The sequence below is a fragment of the Rothia sp. HMSC069C01 genome (assembly GCF_001814655.1).
In the GTDB taxonomy this organism is placed as follows: Bacteria; Actinomycetota; Actinomycetes; order Actinomycetales; family Micrococcaceae; genus Rothia; species Rothia dentocariosa.
This window is the reverse complement of record NZ_KV817379.1, coordinates 231,301-247,969: the sequence shown is the minus strand read 5'-3', so window position 1 is coordinate 247,969 and position 16,669 is coordinate 231,301. Positions and strand designations below refer to the sequence as shown.

15 protein-coding genes are annotated in these 16,669 nt (G+C 59.3%); 14 read left to right on the top strand and 1 reads right to left on the bottom strand.

From position 1 onward, the window contains the following. Nucleotides 1-7 precede the first annotated feature (7 nt). The 8 genes from HMPREF2981_RS01665 to HMPREF2981_RS01630 all read left to right on the top strand — a co-directional run bounded on the left by HMPREF2981_RS01665 (nt 8) and on the right by HMPREF2981_RS01630 (nt 10,692). Nucleotides 8-448, top strand: coding sequence for a VanZ family protein (locus HMPREF2981_RS01665; protein WP_246825196.1), 441 nt, complete (start codon nt 8-10; stop codon nt 446-448). Between the two features lie 469 nt (nt 449-917). Next, nucleotides 918-1,709, top strand: coding sequence for a DeoR/GlpR family DNA-binding transcription regulator (locus tag HMPREF2981_RS01660; protein ID WP_048779902.1), 792 nt, complete (start codon nt 918-920; stop codon nt 1,707-1,709). Then, nucleotides 1,706-2,656 carry a 1-phosphofructokinase family hexose kinase gene (locus tag HMPREF2981_RS01655; RefSeq protein WP_048754156.1) on the top strand — a complete coding sequence of 317 codons (951 nt, stop codon included), beginning with the start codon at nt 1,706-1,708 and terminating at the stop codon, nt 2,654-2,656. Before HMPREF2981_RS01660 ends, HMPREF2981_RS01655 begins: the two co-directional genes overlap by 4 nt. Before the next feature lie 139 nt (nt 2,657-2,795). Beyond that, the gene (locus HMPREF2981_RS01650; protein WP_070660250.1) at nt 2,796-4,874 is read left to right on the top strand and encodes a PTS fructose transporter subunit IIABC; all 2,079 of its coding nucleotides are present in this window, start codon (nt 2,796-2,798) and stop codon (nt 4,872-4,874) included. Nucleotides 4,875-4,915: 41 nt separating this feature from the next. Continuing rightward, nucleotides 4,916-6,610 (top strand): phosphoenolpyruvate--protein phosphotransferase, encoded by a 1,695-nt coding sequence (ptsP, locus tag HMPREF2981_RS01645; protein ID WP_070660247.1) that lies wholly within the window; start codon nt 4,916-4,918, stop codon nt 6,608-6,610. Between the two features lie 189 nt (nt 6,611-6,799). Continuing rightward, complete coding sequence (locus tag HMPREF2981_RS01640; protein WP_004005597.1) at nt 6,800-7,078, top strand: HPr family phosphocarrier protein; 279 nt, start codon at nt 6,800-6,802, stop codon at nt 7,076-7,078. A 357-nt stretch (nt 7,079-7,435) separates the two neighbouring features. Next, the gene (locus HMPREF2981_RS01635; RefSeq protein ID WP_070660244.1) at nt 7,436-8,536 is read left to right on the top strand and encodes a lipid II:glycine glycyltransferase FemX; all 1,101 of its coding nucleotides are present in this window, start codon (nt 7,436-7,438) and stop codon (nt 8,534-8,536) included. A gap of 71 nt (nt 8,537-8,607) precedes the next feature. Then, nucleotides 8,608-10,692, top strand: coding sequence for a threonine/serine exporter family protein (locus HMPREF2981_RS01630; RefSeq protein ID WP_070660241.1), 2,085 nt, complete (start codon nt 8,608-8,610; stop codon nt 10,690-10,692). 103 nt (nt 10,693-10,795) lie between these two features. On the opposite strand, the gene HMPREF2981_RS01625 is transcribed toward HMPREF2981_RS01630, so the two are convergent. Next, entirely contained in the window at nt 10,796-11,470 is a 675-nt protein-coding gene (locus HMPREF2981_RS01625) for a uracil-DNA glycosylase (RefSeq protein ID WP_004005592.1), read from the bottom strand. 101 nt (nt 11,471-11,571) lie between these two features. On the opposite strand from HMPREF2981_RS01625, the gene HMPREF2981_RS01620 reads away from it, so the two are divergent. The 6 genes from HMPREF2981_RS01620 (at nt 11,572) to rlmC (ending at nt 16,573) form a co-directional block, all read left to right on the top strand. Further along, nucleotides 11,572-11,964 (top strand): DUF3263 domain-containing protein, encoded by a 393-nt coding sequence (locus HMPREF2981_RS01620; protein ID WP_070660238.1) that lies wholly within the window; start codon nt 11,572-11,574, stop codon nt 11,962-11,964. A 141-nt stretch (nt 11,965-12,105) separates the two neighbouring features. Then, on the top strand, nt 12,106-12,657 hold the full coding sequence (locus HMPREF2981_RS01615) for a LytR C-terminal domain-containing protein (RefSeq protein WP_013397854.1): 552 nt from the start codon (nt 12,106-12,108) through the stop codon (nt 12,655-12,657). A gap of 71 nt (nt 12,658-12,728) precedes the next feature. After that, complete coding sequence (locus HMPREF2981_RS10840; RefSeq protein WP_168165918.1) at nt 12,729-12,866, top strand: hypothetical protein; 138 nt, start codon at nt 12,729-12,731, stop codon at nt 12,864-12,866. A gap of 162 nt (nt 12,867-13,028) precedes the next feature. Next, a complete protein-coding gene (gene groL / locus HMPREF2981_RS01610) occupies nt 13,029-14,651 on the top strand; it encodes a chaperonin GroEL (RefSeq protein ID WP_048751751.1) in 1,623 nt (540 codons plus the stop codon). A 264-nt stretch (nt 14,652-14,915) separates the two neighbouring features. Continuing rightward, on the top strand, nt 14,916-15,248 hold the full coding sequence (locus HMPREF2981_RS10835) for a hypothetical protein (protein ID WP_210398808.1): 333 nt from the start codon (nt 14,916-14,918) through the stop codon (nt 15,246-15,248). A 194-nt stretch (nt 15,249-15,442) separates the two neighbouring features. Next, nucleotides 15,443-16,573, top strand: a complete 1,131-nt coding sequence (gene rlmC / locus HMPREF2981_RS01600; protein ID WP_070660234.1) for a 23S rRNA (uracil(747)-C(5))-methyltransferase RlmC — start codon at nt 15,443-15,445, stop codon at nt 16,571-16,573. The last annotated feature ends 96 nt before the right edge of the window (nt 16,574-16,669 follow it).

Genomic DNA, 16,669 nt, shown 5'->3' with positions numbered 1-16,669 from the left:
TGGCAGAGTGTTCTGGGTAATCGGATGGGCGCTTTTCGCGCTGTATTGTACCGCCGTTGCAACGATCGTGTTCGCCCCGCAGCATGTGGACGATAACGAGGCGGGCTCTCGTCTGGCTTCGCTTCTCGATGCCGGTCACGCCCAGGGCTGGCTGCCCGGGTTTATCACCTATGCGAGCATCGAACAACTCTCGAATGTCATCATGTTTGCCCCCGGCGGGTTTCTGCTCATGCTGTTGCTGTTCTGCCGTGCCCGCCCGTGGCGCAGGGTAGGGGCGATCACCCTGGGCGCGGTAGCGGTCAGTGCCGGAATCGAACTCATTCAAACGGCGATGCCCGAACGCACCGGCGACCCCATAGACGTCCTCATGAACGGGACGGGTGCGTTTATTGGTTCCCTGACCGCCTGGGGTGTGCATGGTCTCTGGATGCGCTGGGTTAAGAGGTAGTTCACGGATATGGATGCTTGCACTCGCTTGACAAGGCACCCAGTCACCACGCCTTCGCTTCGCTCCGGCGATGGCGACAGCCCTAGGCGCTCGCTGGATGCCCGCGCATCCTGAACGCGCCACGCACTAGAAAACCTTTGTGATTCAAGGCAGATCAAAACTACTCGCGCCCGAACGTTTAGAAGCCGCGCATCCGGTGTGGGTTTAGATGTGTTGTGGGGTGAACAGTGTGTGTCTGTTGTGGATTATTTGACCTTAAGTGTGGTTTCGAGGGTAAATTCACAAAAAATCGATGATTTATCCGTGGGTTATCTTGACGCACCCACATAAACCCACATAAAATCAAGGGCAAGACTGTTGTCTTGAGTGGTGATACGCATTCGCCGTTCCGCCATGATATACAGACCTAAGAATTCGCGTGGAACGGTTCGTTCGCTCCACACCCATACCTTGAAAGTGATGTGCGCATATGTTTGCTGAAGAACGTCGTGCCGAAATTGCGAAACTGGTATCTTCTGCACGCCGTGTTAACGGTGCTGATCTCGCTCGACGCTATGACGTCACCATGGAGACTGTGCGACGAGACCTTGCCTCCCTCGAAGAAGCGGGTAAGCTGCGCCGCGTGCATGGCGGCGCCGTTACCGTTGAGCAGTCTACCTCCCTAGAGTCCTCTATTGCCTCACGTCAGGGCATGAATACTCCCGAGAAGCGCCGCATCGCTGCGAAGGCTTATGAGTATCTGCGTGACTCTGATGTGGGTTCGATTGTTCTTGACGCTGGCTCGACCATTGAGATTTTGGCGGACTATATTGGGTCAGAAAACTTTAGCCTCAAGACCGGCAGCGACCGCATCATTATTACCCATGCCCTGCACATTGCAGTCAAACTCGCTGAGGCAGAGGGGGTTACCCTCGAACTTGTGGGCGGTCAGCTGCGCAAGATGACCTGGGCGGCAATTGGTGCTCGTGCTGCCGAATACTTCGCTACGGTACGTCCCGACATTGCGTTTCTTGGTGCCAACGGCATAGATGCCGAATTTGGTGTTTCCACCCCCGGCATGAATGAGGCCATCGTGAAGACCGCGATCTGCAAATCAGCGCGGCGCGTGGTGCTTCTGTGCGATTCGGCGAAGTTTGGGCAGGAATCGCTCGTGCGCTTTGCTGACTTCGAGAATATCGATACCATGATCACCGACCGCGCCCCCGATGGTGCGCTTGCTCAGGCTCTTGAAGCCGCTCATGTGGAGGTGCTCATCGCATGATTCTGACTCTCACCGCTAACCCTAGTTTGGATCGCACGATTGAACTGGGTTCCCCTCTGGCACATGGCGCCGTTCAGCGTGCCGTAGGCGCGGTTCAAGACCCCGGCGGTAAAGGGGTCAATATTTCGCGTGCCTTACATACTTCTCAGGTGCCTACTGTTGCAGTGGTTCCGGGAGAGGCTACCGACCCCGTGCTGACCGCCCTTGCGGCGAGCGGCGTGCAGTTTGCGAATCTGCCCACGGGTGAGCCTATCCGCTCGAATATCACCGTGGTTGATCCGGACGGCACGACCACTAAGCTTAACGCCCCCGGCACCGAGTTCACCCCTGAGCTGCGCGACGCCCTGGATGCGCTCGTGATCGCCCAATCAGAAAACGCAGATTGGGTGGTACTCGCCGGTTCGCTGCCTGGCGGACTGGAGGCAACGTATTACGCCGAGCTGTGTGCGAAGCTGCGCGCCAGCGGATATGAAGGCAAGATCGCCGTCGATACCTCCGAGGCGCCGCTGATCGCTACCGTTGCGGGGCAGATAAAGCCTACGCTGATTAAGCCGAATTCTGAGGAGTTGGCACAGCTGACCGGCGCCGAGAACTGGGAAGAGCTGGAGTCGAGCCCCGAGCTGACTGCACGTACCGCGCGAACCTTGGTGAATGACGGCATTCCCTATGTGCTGGCAACCCTTGGCGGGTCCGGCGCGGTTCTCGTGACCGCCGAAGGTGCCTGGCATGCACAGCATGAACCCGTGAAGGTGCGCAGCACGGTGGGCGCCGGGGATTCGTCGCTCTCCGGTTTCCTCTTTGCTTATGAGCGGGGAGAGTCGCCGCAGCAATGCCTCGTGCAGGCGGTTGCGCATGGCTCGGCGGCAGCATCCTTACCCGGAACACAAATGCCTTCGGCAGCCATGACAACCCCCGAGAAAGTAACCCTAAGGCAGCTTTCCATTTAGCTTATATTCCATATCAGGCATATAGCATATAGCCTGGTCAACCACTAAAAACAACATATTTACGGACACTTGAGTGCGTACTGAAAACGCCCGCATAGGCATCATGGCGCACCGCATCATACGCCCCGAGGAGGGTATTATGTCTGAGCTCATCACCCCAGAGCTGGTGCTCCTAGACCAGAATCTGGGAGAGACTAAATTCGACGTCATCAGCAAGCTTGCGCACGCCGTCGTCAATGCCTCACGTGCCACCGACTATGATCACCTGTACGCCGCTGCAGAAGCCCGCGAGTCCAAGACCGACACCGGCATCCCGGGCGGTATCGCCATTCCCCACTGCCGAAGCGCGGCGGTCACCGAACCCACCCTCGCGATGGCACGACCCAACCCCGGCGTGAGCTTCGGCGCGAAAGACGGTCCGGCCGATCTGATCTTCTTCATCGCCGCCCCCGATGGTGCCGACCAGGAACACCTGAAACTGCTCTCCACGCTGGCGCGTTCGCTCATGAAGAAGAGCTTCACTGCCTCCCTGCGTGAGGCACAAACCCCCGAAGAAATCGTAGACCTCGTGAACGATGCGCTCGGCACCGGCGCCCCGAAGAAGGCTCCCGCCTCCGCCGACTCGGCAGCATCGAACGCACAAAAGGCGGGTGCAGGCGCATCCGCTCAAGCCGCAGCGGCACAGACCGACTCCGCAGAAGCAACTGCATCCGAGAAGCCAGCCACCAAGAAAATCGTGGCGGTCACCGCATGCCCCACCGGCATCGCGCACACCTATATGGCGGCGGATGCCCTCAAATACGCGGCGGAAGACCTCGGCTACGACTTCAAGGTGGAGACTCAGGGGTCCTCCGGGAACGAAACCCTCACCCAAGCCGATATTGATGAAGCCGACGCCGTCATTTTCGCGGTCTCCGTGAACGTGCGCGACCGCAGCCGCTTCGCCGGTAAGCCCTATGTGGAAGCCCCCGTGAAGCGCGGCATTGACGAACCGCAAGCCATGATTGAGGAGGCCCTCGCCGAAGCGGAAAACCCCAACGGCAAGCGCGTGAGCGCCGCCGCATCCAGCGGAGAAGACACCTCCTCGGCTGCCGAAGGTTCGTGGGGCTCGCGCATCTACAAGGCCGTGATGACCGGTGTTTCGTACATGATCCCGTTCGTCGCCGCCGGCGGCATTATCGTGGCGCTGGGCTTCATTCTCGAAGCAATCACCATGCCGAACCTGGGCGATGTCGATACCGAAAAGATCCTCGCCAACGCCACAATCTACAACCTGGGAGACACCCACTGGACCCTCTACCTGGGCGCGGTTCTGCAGACCATCGGTAAGTTCGGTCTTGACCTGATGGTTCCCGCGCTCGCCGCCTTTATCGCCTACGGGTTGGCGCAGCGCCCCGGTATTGCGCCCGGCTTTATCGCCGGTTCCGTCGCGGTTGCCGTGAAGGCTGGCTTCCTCGGCGGCATCGTCGGCGGTCTGCTCGCCGGTCTGATTGCCTACGGTTTAGGCACCCTCAAACTGCCGCGCTGGCTCGGTTCGATGATGCCCGTGGTCATTACCCCGCTCATTACCTCACTCGTTGCGGGCGGCATCATGTACCTGCTGTTGGGCGCGCCGCTGGCGTGGGTTCTCGAATCCCTGCAGAATTGGCTGACCTCCATGTCTGGCGCATCCGCTCTTGTTCTCGGCCTGATTCTGGGTGCCATGATGGCATCCGATCTGGGTGGTCCCATCAACAAGGCGGCTTACCTGTTCGCAACCGCCGGGCTTTCTTCGGGTGCCGATGTGAACAAGGAAATCATGGCAGCCGTTATTATCTCCGGCATGGTTCCGCCGCTGGCTATGGCGCTTGCCACCACCCTGCGCCCCAAGCTCTTCACCGAGCCCGAGCGTGAAAACGGCAAGGCCGCGTGGCTGCTGGGCGCATCCTTCATCTCTGAGGGCGCTATTCCGTTCGCCTCGGCAGACCCGGCGCGCGTGATCCCGTCCTCCATCGTAGGCGGCGCGATTGCCGGTGCTATTTCGATGAATGCGCATGTGGCATCCCCGGCACCGCACGGCGGTATCTGGATTATTGGTTTGAGCAACAATATTCCGATGTTCCTGCTCGCTGTTGTCGCCGGTACCGTCGTATCCGCCATCACCTATGTGCTGCTGAAGTCGATTGGCGCGAAGTCGCGGCAGACTGCGACCGAGACCCCAGCGAAGACCGCCGCATAAGCGTTACACTGTAGAGAACCCAACACGAAGGATATAACTTCATGACTACATATAAAGGCGTCGGTGTTTATGCCGGACGCGTTATTGGTCCCGTGCTACAGATGCCCGAGCCTATTCAAGAGCCTAAAGCCGGTCTACGCCTAGACGGTGAAAGCCCCGAAGAGGCCGGTCAACGTATTCAAGATGCGTCGGTTCGCGTGAAAGAGGACCTGCTCGCACGCGCCGAAAATGCGGGTCGTGACGGCAAGGCCGTGCTCAAATCGACCTCGCAGATGGCGACCGACCGCGCCCTGATTAAGAGTGCCGTAAAGCTGGTTGAGACTCAGCAGATGGCACCTGAGCGCGCGATTTGGGAGGCAGCAACCTCGTTCGCCGACCAGATGGCTGCCCTTGGCGGTTACATGGCTGAGCGCGTCACCGATATTCACGATGTGCGCGCCCGTATTGTGGCGGAACTGACCGGTCAGCAGGCACCGGGCATCCCCTACGCGGAGGAGCCTTTCGTGCTCGCCGCAGTTGATCTTGCCCCCGCAGATACCGCGACCCTTGACCCGAAGAACGTGATCGCCCTGATCACTTCGGACGGCGGTCCGCAGGCGCATACCGCGATTTTGGCGCGCGGCCTGGGTCTTCCCGCTATTGTGGCGGCGAAGGGCGTTACCGATATTCCTGACGGCACCGAGGTCTATGTGGACTCGAACGCGGGTATCGTCAATACTGAGCCGACCGATGAAGACCGCGAAGCCGCCGAAAAATACGCTAACCGCAAACCTATCGCCGACTTCGACGGTAAAGGCGTGCTCGCCGACGGCACCCGCGTGCCACTTTACGCGAACGTGGGCGATGGCAAATCCGCTGAGAAGGCCGCCAGCCTGAACGCTGAAGGCGTGGGCCTGCTGCGCACCGAATTTGGCTTCTTGGGGCACGACGCCGAGCCGTCTATTGAGGCCCAGGCGGAAACTTACAAGTCTGTGTTTGATGCCTTCCCCGGCAAGCACATCGTGGTTCGTACCCTGGATGCGGGCGCCGACAAGCCCCTGCCCTTCCTCAACGTGAATCCCGAGGAAAACCCGGCGCTGGGCGTGCGCGGTTTCCGCACCGACTGGACCGTACCCGGCGTGCTGACCCGCCAGCTGGAGGCTATCAAGCAGGCGTCCGAGGATTCCGACGCCGATATTTGGGTGATGGCACCGATGATTTCGACCACCTCCGAGGCTCGCAACTTTGCGAAAATGCTCAAGGAGGTCGGCCTGCCGGTACACGGCGTGATGGTTGAAACCCCCGCCGCAGCCGTGAACGCCGAAGCGATTTTGGGTGAGGTCGATTTTGTGTCGATCGGCACCAACGACCTGACCCAGTACACGATGGCTGCAGACCGCCTGCTGGGCGATCTGGCTCACTTGAACAACCCGTGGCAGCCTGCGGTGCTGAAGATGATTAAGCTGACCGTCAAGGGCGCTAAGCGAGCTTCGGTGAACGCCGGCGAGAAGAAGTATGTGAGCGTCTGCGGTGAGGCCGCCGCCGATCCGGCGCTGGCTGTGGTGCTGGTCGGCCTAGGGGTTGATACCCTCTCGATGAATGCCGGTGCTATCCCTGCGGTTGCGGCGGTGCTCAAGTCGGTGACCCTGGAGCAGGCACGCCATATTGCCAATAAGGCTTTGGAACAGATTTCCTCTGCCGAGGCGAAGGCTGCCGCCCGCGCTGAGCTGCCGATTCTGGACGAGCTCGGCCTCTAGAAGACGCCTCAAACCCGGTGGAGAAAAGGCTAACTCGGTGTTGAAAGTTTATTTCAAGATCGGGTGAGGCATTGGTCCCCAAACGGTGAGTAAAACTGTACAATTGAGGCAGGAAAACAGGGGGTGCATCCTCCTGTTTGATAAACATGGAGTCGATAACAGACGATTCCTTCACAAAGGAGAAAAACCATGGCAGAGGTTATTGCCACTATTGCAAGCCGCGTTGGTCTGCACGCACGTCCCGCAGCAATTTTTGCTGAGGCAGCTGGCGACCTCCCCGTTGAGGTCACCATTGCAGCAGAAGGCGAGCCCGCAGACGAGGCAATGGATGCGGCTTCGATCCTATCCCTGATGTCCTTGGGTGCTAAGCACGGTGACCGTGTGGTGCTCCGAGCAGAAGGTGAAGGCGCAGACGAAGCTCTAGAGACCCTGAAGAAGATTCTCGAAACCGACCACGACGAAGAGTAATCCTTCCGGCGACTCTCGCCAGCTTTACCGGTATCCCGTCGCTTCACGTGCGGCGGGATACCTGCTTTAAGGCTCGGGTGTGCATCCGGTCTGTTCCCTTACCTCATGCCCCAGCCCGCCCGATCGGGTCGGAAAGGGCATAAAAAGGCTCTTGATGCGAATAAAGCGGCGTTTTTAACTCTTTATTCGCATCAAGACTCTTTTTAGACGAGGCGAACCCCGCCGATGCACCAATCGCCGTGCCTCTTGTTAGACTTAAGGCGTGCGTGCGCCGCGAGCGCATCAAAAAAAGACCGCACAAGGTTCGCGGGCGAGAAACGTTCGGAACACCCACCACCCCACGAGAGATAGAGACCCTTGCACGAAATTACGGCACGTTTTGCAACCCCAGCAGAAATTCAGGAGTGGGATACCCACGTGATCGCCAACCCGGACGGCGGAAATCTGCTGCAGTCCGCATCATTCGCAAAAGTCAAAGCCGACTACGGGTGGAAACCCCGCTATATCGTGTATGAAGGCACCGTCGATCGTGATGGCGAGAGGCAGCCTTTCGCCAGCTACAGCCTGGCGTTTGAGAAGAATATTCCGCTGCTGGGCAAACTCTGGTACTTCATCAAAGGCCCGGCGGTGCATGATGCCGATGAGCTGCCCGCCCTGCTGCAGGCGAACCGCCGCCTGATTACCGAGCAGAAATTGGGTGTTTTTGCCGTTAAGATCGAACCTGAAATCGTGGCGGATGAGCATGCCCAGCAGGTCATTGCGGGCACCGAGCTGATTCGTACCGCCGATATTCAGCCGAATGACTACACCGCCATCCTCTCCACCGAGGGTACCGAGGAAGAAGTGCTTAAATCGTTGTCTTCGCGCGGACGTAACGCTGTACGCCGTGCCACCCGTGAAGGCTGCGAGGTCAAACGGGTTGAGCTCACCGACGAAAATATGCGTGCCATGTATGCCCTCATGGATACCGTGGGGCAGGGCAAAGTTTCGCTTCTGCTGCGCCCCTACGAGTATTACCGCGACTTCTGGAGGGCCTTCGAGAACGCCGGGCAGGGCAGGCTCTACTTCACCTACGAAGACGGCAAACCTTCCGTGGGCGCCTACGTGATCAACTACGGTACGAAGGGCACCTATAAAGACGGCGGTTCTAAGCCGCGCCGTAAACAGTACGGCGACTCTCATCTGGTACAGTGGACTGCGATTACCGACCTCATGAAGGAGCACGGGATCAGCACCTATGACTTTTGCGGCACCCCGCCCGCCGCCGAACTCAAGAATAAGGAACATCCTTACTACGGTCTGGGCCTGTTCAAAACCTCGTTCACGAAGAACGTGACCGACTTCGTGGGCGTTTACGATCAGCCTATTTCAGAGCTCAAATATAAGCTTTGGAACGCCGGTGTGGAGCGGCTGATGCTTCGCCTGTGGGTGAAGAAACACCACTATTCCTTCTACTAGGAAACGCCGCACCGCCACGCCACTCACCGGTACACACAGCGCACCAGCACGCAACACGATCAAGGGATACTATGGCGAAGAACCCCGAGGAGCACAGCTACAACCCAGCCGATGAGAACGCGAGGAGTATTCGCCGCCCGGGATATTTCTTCGCCGTTCCTCTCTCCGAAGTGCACGACTCCAAGCTGCGTGAGGCTCTTGCCCACAGCGGCAAGGAGGCCGAGCAGGCTGAGCAGGCGCGTGAGGCGCTATACGAGGTTGCGGCGGCGCACGGCGTGGAAACCGATACGGACGACACCCAGCTTCTTCCCGTCGACGAATCCGGTATGCCTCTCGACGAGGCTCCACAGATGTCCTACGAGCCGGAGATACCCTACGAGGAAGTCCCCGAAGAACCCGTAATCCAGGCGGTGCAGAGCGTGCCTCCTGAGATACCGCATCCGCAGGAGCCCCCCGCGCAAACCTCCAGTAATATCGTCACGGAGGTCGCTAAATACCGCCAGTCCCAGCCCGTCCCCATGACGGGCATGATCCCGCAGGTGCCCAATTCCCATGCGGCACAGCGGTTCGGCGGTGTAGAGCCCACGGCGAGCGCGCCCCCAGTATCCGTACCCACTACGACGATGCCCGCCGGGCATGGCACGGGCGGGCGGTGGGGCGTGCGAACCACCCTACGTTCCTTCGTGCGTGCTGACGGCCAAGCGGTGGCACATGTGGCGCCGCGCGGTGCGGCGCGCATCGCCCAGCGGCAGTTTACCCCGCGCGCCAAACGTGAAGAACGCGCCCAACGTGAGGCCTTGTACCGCGAGAAAGAGTACGCTCGCGACACCCTCAATTTCACGCTGCGCCTGGCGGAAGCCATGTTCTATTATGGCGCGGACGCGATGGACGTAGACTCGGCGATTATCGCGGTGTCTTCGGCGTATGGGCTCGATTCGGTGGACGTCAATATCACCAACCAGTCGGTGACCATCAACTATACCTCCGACCCCGATATTTACATGGAGTCGCGCATCAGCTCGCGAACCATGAGTGCCGATTCCCGGTTCACCCATACGCTCGTGCGCGTGGTGCGCACCTCTACCGAGAATTATGAGGCGCTCGCTTCTACCTACGGACTGATTCACGATATTACCGAGGGCGGCATGACCCTGGAAGATGCCGACCTTCGCCTGAGCGAGATTACGAACCATCCTAAACCGTATCCGCCGCTGATTACCTGGCTGGCGAATATTGGCTGCGCAACCACGCTGACGGCGGCGCTGGGGGCGAGCTGGTCTACCGCAACCGCTGCGGCGATCGTGTTCATTCCCGTGTACCTGCTGATTCAGTGGCTCAATAAGATTGGCATGCCTACGTTTTTCCGCATGGCGGCGAGCGCGGGTCTGCTGACATTCCTGGCGATTTGGCTGGGCGGGGATCATTCCATGATTCGCCGCCCGGGGGAGTCGATTTCTGCGCCTCTGGTGGTTGCCGCCGGGCTGATCATGTTCCTGCCGACCTCGCGTCTGGTGGGCGCGGTTCAGGATGCGATTAACGGTTTCCCGGTGACCGCGGCGGGAAGATTCGTTTCGACGGGCATGAGCTTTTTGGGCCTGGTGATCGGCATCGCCTCGGCGGTGAATGCGATTAGCCTGTTTGGCGGCCCGATTCTGGATATTGAGCAGACCCGGTTTGATCTTCCTTCGCCGCTTACGTTCTCGGTGTTCATGCTGGCGGCGACGGTTACGTTTGCGATTACCCTGCACACGAAGCTCGTGAAGCTGGGGTGGCTGGTACTCATTACCTGTAGTGCCCTGGTGACCTATCACCTGTATACCTACCTGGTGGGGGTCGATTCGGGGCGTGCGAATACGGCGCTTGCCGCCCTCATAATTGGCATGCTGAGCACCTATGTGGCGTACCGACTGCGTGCCCCGCAGGCGGTTTTTTCGATTCCCGCGCTGACCTTCCTGCTGCCGGGTCTGTCGTTCTTCCGCGGCATGTACCTGCTGACGGTTGAGACGAACGTGGTTTGGGGCATCCAGAGCATGATTTCGGCGGTTTCGATTGTGATTGCGATGGCGGCGGGCGTGACGTTGGGCAACTACCTGATGCAGTATCTGCTGCAGCGTTTCGCGGTTCCGCGCAATGTGCCTGCGGAGGCCGCCGAGTAGCGCATCCGTGGTTCTTACATTCGATGCGGGATGCTACAAAGGCTCTTTATTCCACAGTGGAATAAAGAGCCTTTTTATGTGGGTATGGATGGGAGGATGCGCGCTACTTGACCGTCCAGTCCACCGGCTCCGCACCCTGCTCTACCAGCAGCGTATTCACCCGCGAGAACGGGCGTGAACCGAAGAACCCGCGATGCGCCGACAGCGGCGACGGATGCGCAGACTCCACACACGGGTACGGTTCCAGCATCGGGGCGGTGCGCCGCGCATCCGCACCCCACAGCAGCCCGACCAGGGGCTTATTGCGTGCCGCCAGCGCCCGAATAGCGCACTCAGTCACCTCTTCCCACCCCTTATTACGATGCGACCCCGGCGCCCCTTCACGCACGCTGAGCACGCGGTTCATGAGCATGATGCCCTCATCGGACCATGAGCTCAGATCACCGTGCTGTGCGGGCTCGATCCCCAAATCGTCGGACAATTCCCGATAAATATTGATGAGCGATTTCGGCAGGGGCATATCCCGCTGCACCGAGAACGAAAGCCCCATCGCGTTCCCGGGGGTGGGGTAGGGGTCTTGCCCCACGATCAGCACCTTGACCTCGTTCATGGGGCGTGAGAATGCGCGGAAAATATTTTGACCTGTGGGAAAAGTTCGGTGTCCCGCCGCGTGTTCGGTGCGTAAAAACTCGCCCATGGCGTGGATTTTATCTTCGACGGGCGCGAGGGCTTGCGCCCAGTCTTCGCTCATAATGTCGGTCAGCGGCGGGTTCGTCATGAAAATACTCCCTGAGAAAATTTGACTCTGATAACACGGTGACTTCAACCAACATACTCTAAAGTGTTCATGTAGACCACCTATGTTCGTCAGGAATCCAGATGCCGATACCTTCTTCGGAAACCCCCGAACCTTCGCCTGCTGGCGGCTCCGAAGCCGCCGAACCCGCAGCGGCAGTCCCCGCCGATAGCCCCGAACCCAGCCCCACAACACAGCCTGCGTCTTCCGCACCCGGCACTTCTGAGACCCGCGAAACCGGCGGAAAAACTGAGAACACGCGAAAATCCGCCCTCACCGATTTAGAGCGTGCCATGATCGCCCTGGAAAAACGGCACTGGAAGTACCAGGGCACCAAAGAGAAGGCGATTACCGCGCTCGGGCTCACCCCAATCGCCTACTACCAGAAGCTCAACACCATGATCGACAGCCAGCGTGTGATCGCCGCCGAACCCATCCTGATGCACCGCCTGCGCGAGGTTCGCGACCGTAGCTAAAGGCAACCGCACCGATGTGTGCATGAGCGCACGCCGTTCTGAACAGGACGGATAAAGCCCCATACGGTACCCTGTAAGAGAGAGCTTTGGCAGGGCTCCACCGCGCAGAGCGGTACATCTATTACTCAACCTAGGGAAGTCATGAGCCAATACCCGCACGATGAATTCGACGACATCGACGAGAATACCGCCCGCCGTGGAACATACCGCGGTGTGATTGACGACCCTTCCAAGAGCCCCAAAGGCATTATTCCCGTTGTCGTCGCCGGTATTTTATCGCTCGTGATCGGCGGCGCTATGTACATTAACCACCCGCGCAGCAGCTCGCCCGAGGCCGCCGCGCGCGCCAAGAGCTACAGCGCCCCCGCCTCGCCTTCGGAGTCATCGTCGCCCTCTGCCTCAGCATCCGAGCAGGCTAAGGATGCGAACGTGGCGGTCTATAATGCATCCGCGCCCGGCGGGTCTGCGGCCAAGGCAAGCGCCGCGCTTGAAGGTTACACGATTACCGAAACCGCGAACTGGTCGGGCACCCCGCCGGAATCCAGCACGGTCTACTACAAGGACGAGGCCAAGAAGTCGCAGGCCGAAGCTATTGCGAAAACCCTGAATATCACGACGGTTCAGGAGAGCTCAGACGCCTCGATTCTGGGCGAGAACGATATTGTGGTGGTGCTTGCCGCCGACTACAGCTAAACGGCATCATCTGGCTTGATACCGCGGTGTGCGGTACCGTTTATCATCCCCGCTAGTTTCGGGAACGTCCTGTGAGCCCTATGCGTTCGCATATAACATCGCTCGGCTATCGAAACTGGTGCTTTGGCTCCGTGCATTCGCTTGAAGCCGTACCCGTTCACCCCATTGCGGCTTTCCGTGTGCCTCAAGAATGCGCTGAGGGCGATTAAGCTAAATTCGGCGCTCAAAATGTTTGCCCTCGGGCGCACCAAGTGCCAAAATTGTTTTTAGCACTCGGCGCCTTCAGGTGCTAAAACCGGTATCAAAATCTGCTTCGGCAGACCGGAAAACCTGAGCGCTCCATTCAAAACGTCCAGGAGGGATATCGCCACATGGCAAAACTTATTGCTTTTGATGAAGAAGCTCGCCGCGGTCTAGAGCGCGGACTGAACACTCTAGCCGATGCCGTTAAGGTAACTCTTGGCCCCCGTGGCCGCAACGTCGTGCTTGAGAAGTCGTGGGGCGCACCCACGATCACTAACGACGGTGTTTCCATCGCCAAAGAGATCGAGCTTGAAGACCCCTATGAAAAGATTGGCGCCGAACTCGTCAAAGAGGTAGCTAAGAAGACCGACGATATCGCAGGTGACGGTACCACCACCGCAACCGTGCTCGCTCAGGCGCTCGTGCGTGAGGGCCTGCGCAACGTGGCTGCCGGTGCTGACCCGCTGAGCCTCAAGCGCGGTATTGAGAAGGCTGTTGAGGAGGTCACCAAGACCCTGCTCGACTCCGCGAAAGAGGTTGAGACCGAGGAAGAGATCGCAGCAACCGCATCCATCTCTGCGGGCGATCAGGAGATCGGTAAGCTGATCGCTCAGGCTATGGAGAAGGTCGGCAAGGAAGGCGTGATTACCGTTGAGGAGTCCAACACCTTCGGCCTGCACCTGGAACTCACCGAGGGTATGCGCTTCGATAAGGGCTTCCTCTCCGGCTACTTCGTGACCGACCCCGAGCGTCAGGAAGCCGTGCTGGAAGACCCCTACATCCTGGTGGTCAACCAGAAGATCTCGAACGTGAAGGATCTGGTTCCCGTTCTTGAGAAGGTCATGCAGTCCGGCAAGCCGCTGCTGATTATCGCCGAGGATGTTGAGGGCGAGGCTCTGGCTCTGCTCGTGCTGAACAAGATGCGCGGCTCCATCAAGTCCGTTGCCGTGAAGGCACCCGGTTTCGGTGACCGTCGCAAGGCTATGATGGCTGATATTGCGATCCTCACCGGCGGCCAGGTTATTACCGAAGAGGTTGGTCTGTCCCTGGATACCGCAACCCTTGAGATGCTGGGTAAGGCACGCAAGGTTGTTGTCACCAAGGACGAGACCACCATCATTGAGGGCGCTGGCGACGCCGCCGCACTGGATGGCCGCGTGGCACAGATTCGCGCCGAGATCGCAAACTCCGATTCCGACTACGACCGCGAGAAGCTGCAGGAGCGCCTGGCAAAGCTCGCCGGTGGTGTGGCTGTGCTCAAGGCTGGCGCGGCAACCGAGGTTGAGCTGAAGGAACGCAAGCACCGCATTGAGGATGCTGTGCGCAACGCAAAGGCAGCTGTTGAAGAGGGTATTGTCCCCGGCGGCGGCGTGGCACTGATTCAGGCGGGCGCGAAGGTCTTCGACAAGCTCGACCTGAAGGGTGACGAGGCAACCGGCGCGAACATCGTGCGCGTGGCTATCGATGCGCCGCTGAAGCAGATTGCAACGAACGCTGGCCTTGAGCCCGGCGTGGTGGTTGATAAGGTTCGTTCCCTGCCCGAGGGCACCGGTCTGAACGCTGCAACCGGCGAGTACGAAGACCTCATGGCTGCGGGTATTAACGACCCCGTGAAGGTGACCCGTTCCGCTCTGCAGAACGCCGCATCGATCGCTGGTCTGTTCCTGACCACCGAGGCTGTGGTAGCGAACAAGCCTGAGCCCGCATCCGCTGCGGCACCTGCTGCTGACCCGATGGGCGGCATGATGTAACGTTTCCCGACTGAGGGAGTATGTTGAAGCTCTCCGGGGTGGGTTCCTGACCGGCACAATGCCGGGTACGGAACCCACCCCGGAGAGTTTTTGTCTATGCTCTTCTCCTCTCAGGGCCGCGAGCAGGTGATTTTTGGCCCGAGCAGGTAGGAAAATCCTACCTTTTCGGCACAATACCACCTGCTCGCGCGTATGCGTGGGTGTTCTTGATGCGCCCCATAATTCGTTCGGAATGGGCGAGCCGCGCGGTATGCTGGATTTATGATGCCTAACAACACCTCCAAATCTTCCGAAAACACCCCCGATGCCCCCGCCCATTCCGGCCAAAACACAAAGAGCATCGGCTCGCGAAATTCATTTCTGAGCATCGGGTCGGTGAACTCATTCTGCAGCATTGGCTCCGTAAATTCGGCGTTTTCGATCGGCTCGGCTTTCTCGTTCGGATCTATCGGCTCGGCTTTTTCTTCGCTGTCCATTGCCTCGTGCCTGAGCTTCATGAGCGTGTTATCGGTTTTATCGGAAGCATCTGTGCTCTCGGCACGGTCGTACAGGTCGGTGCTTAAGGCGGGTCAGCAGAAGAAGGCAAAGAAACCGTAGCCTTTCCGCCCGATCCAGCCCTGCCTGCTAAAAAGAGCCTTTATTTGAATAAAGCGTAGTTTTCGCCGCTTTATTCACATAAAGGCTCTTTTTTTGATTGGGCAGGGGCAAAGGAGCACACCTGGCGGCACGCCGGCAGTGCCATCCGGCGGGTTACCCGTGCCCGCGCATCCACAGGGTAGAATGGTGGGGCTATGGAATGCGCCTATTACCGTGAGAGTCTTTGCCGCTCCTGCACCAGCATCGAAACCCCGTACCCCGCCCAGCTCGCGGCAAAACAGGCCGATGCGCGCAGGCTTCTTGCGGCATATCCTCACCTGACCTGGCTGGACCCCGTCGCCAGCGACGAGGCGCATTTTCGGAATAAGGCGAAGCTGGTGGTGGGCGGTTCGGCGCAGAACCCGTCCCTGGGTATCGTGGATTATCGTTCGGGGCGCGCCACCGATTTAAGCGAATGCCCGCTCTATATTGAGCCGATTGAGCGCGCCATTCCGGTGCTGCACGAGCTTATTCAGCGTGCCGATTTGACCCCGTATGACATTCCGGCCCGGCGTGGTGAGCTCAAGAATATTCTGGTGACCGCATCCGAGACGGGCGAGCTGATGGTGCGGTTTGTGCTGCGCTCGAAGAAGCTACTGGTGCCTATTCGCCTCCAACTGGGGTGGCTGCAGGAGCGTCTGCCGAAGTTGGCGGTGCTGTCGGTGAATCTGCTGCGCGAACATGTGGCGCTGATTGAGGGCGATGAAGAGATTATTCTGACCGAGCGGCAAACCCTGCCGATGCGCGTGAACGGCATGAGCCTGCACCTGCGCCCGCAGAGTTTCTTTCAGACGAACACGCAGATTGCGCAGGCGATGTACGCGCAAGGCCGTGAGTGGGTGGGGCAGGTGCAGCCGCGCACGCTCTGGGATTTGTATTGCGGCGTGGGCGGTTTTGCCCTGCACGCGGCGCAGGTGATGCACGGCGAGGTCACCGGGATCGAGATCAGTGCGGAGGCGATTCGTAGTGCCCAGCGTACCGTTGCCGAGCAGGGGCTTAAGGGCGTGAAATTTGCGGCGGGGGATGCAACCGAGTTCGCCGTGAACGCCCGCGAAACCCCCGAAATGCTGGTGGTGAACCCGCCCAGGCGAGGTATTGGCGAGAGGCTGTGCGCCTGGGTTGAGGGATCGGGGATTGAGCACGTGATTTATTCGAGCTGCAACGCGAAAACCCTTGCCGCTGACCTAGCGAACATGCCCTCCTATAAGCCGGTCGCCGCGCGTTTGTTGGATATGTTCCCGCATACGAACCACTATGAGGTTATGGTGTTGTTGCAGCGCGGTTAGGTTTCTCGGGTCAAGCGCTCATTCCCCGTCCCAATTCCGCGGGCAAATACATATCACTAGGGCGCGAGCAGGTGGTTTTTGACCCGAGCAGGTAGG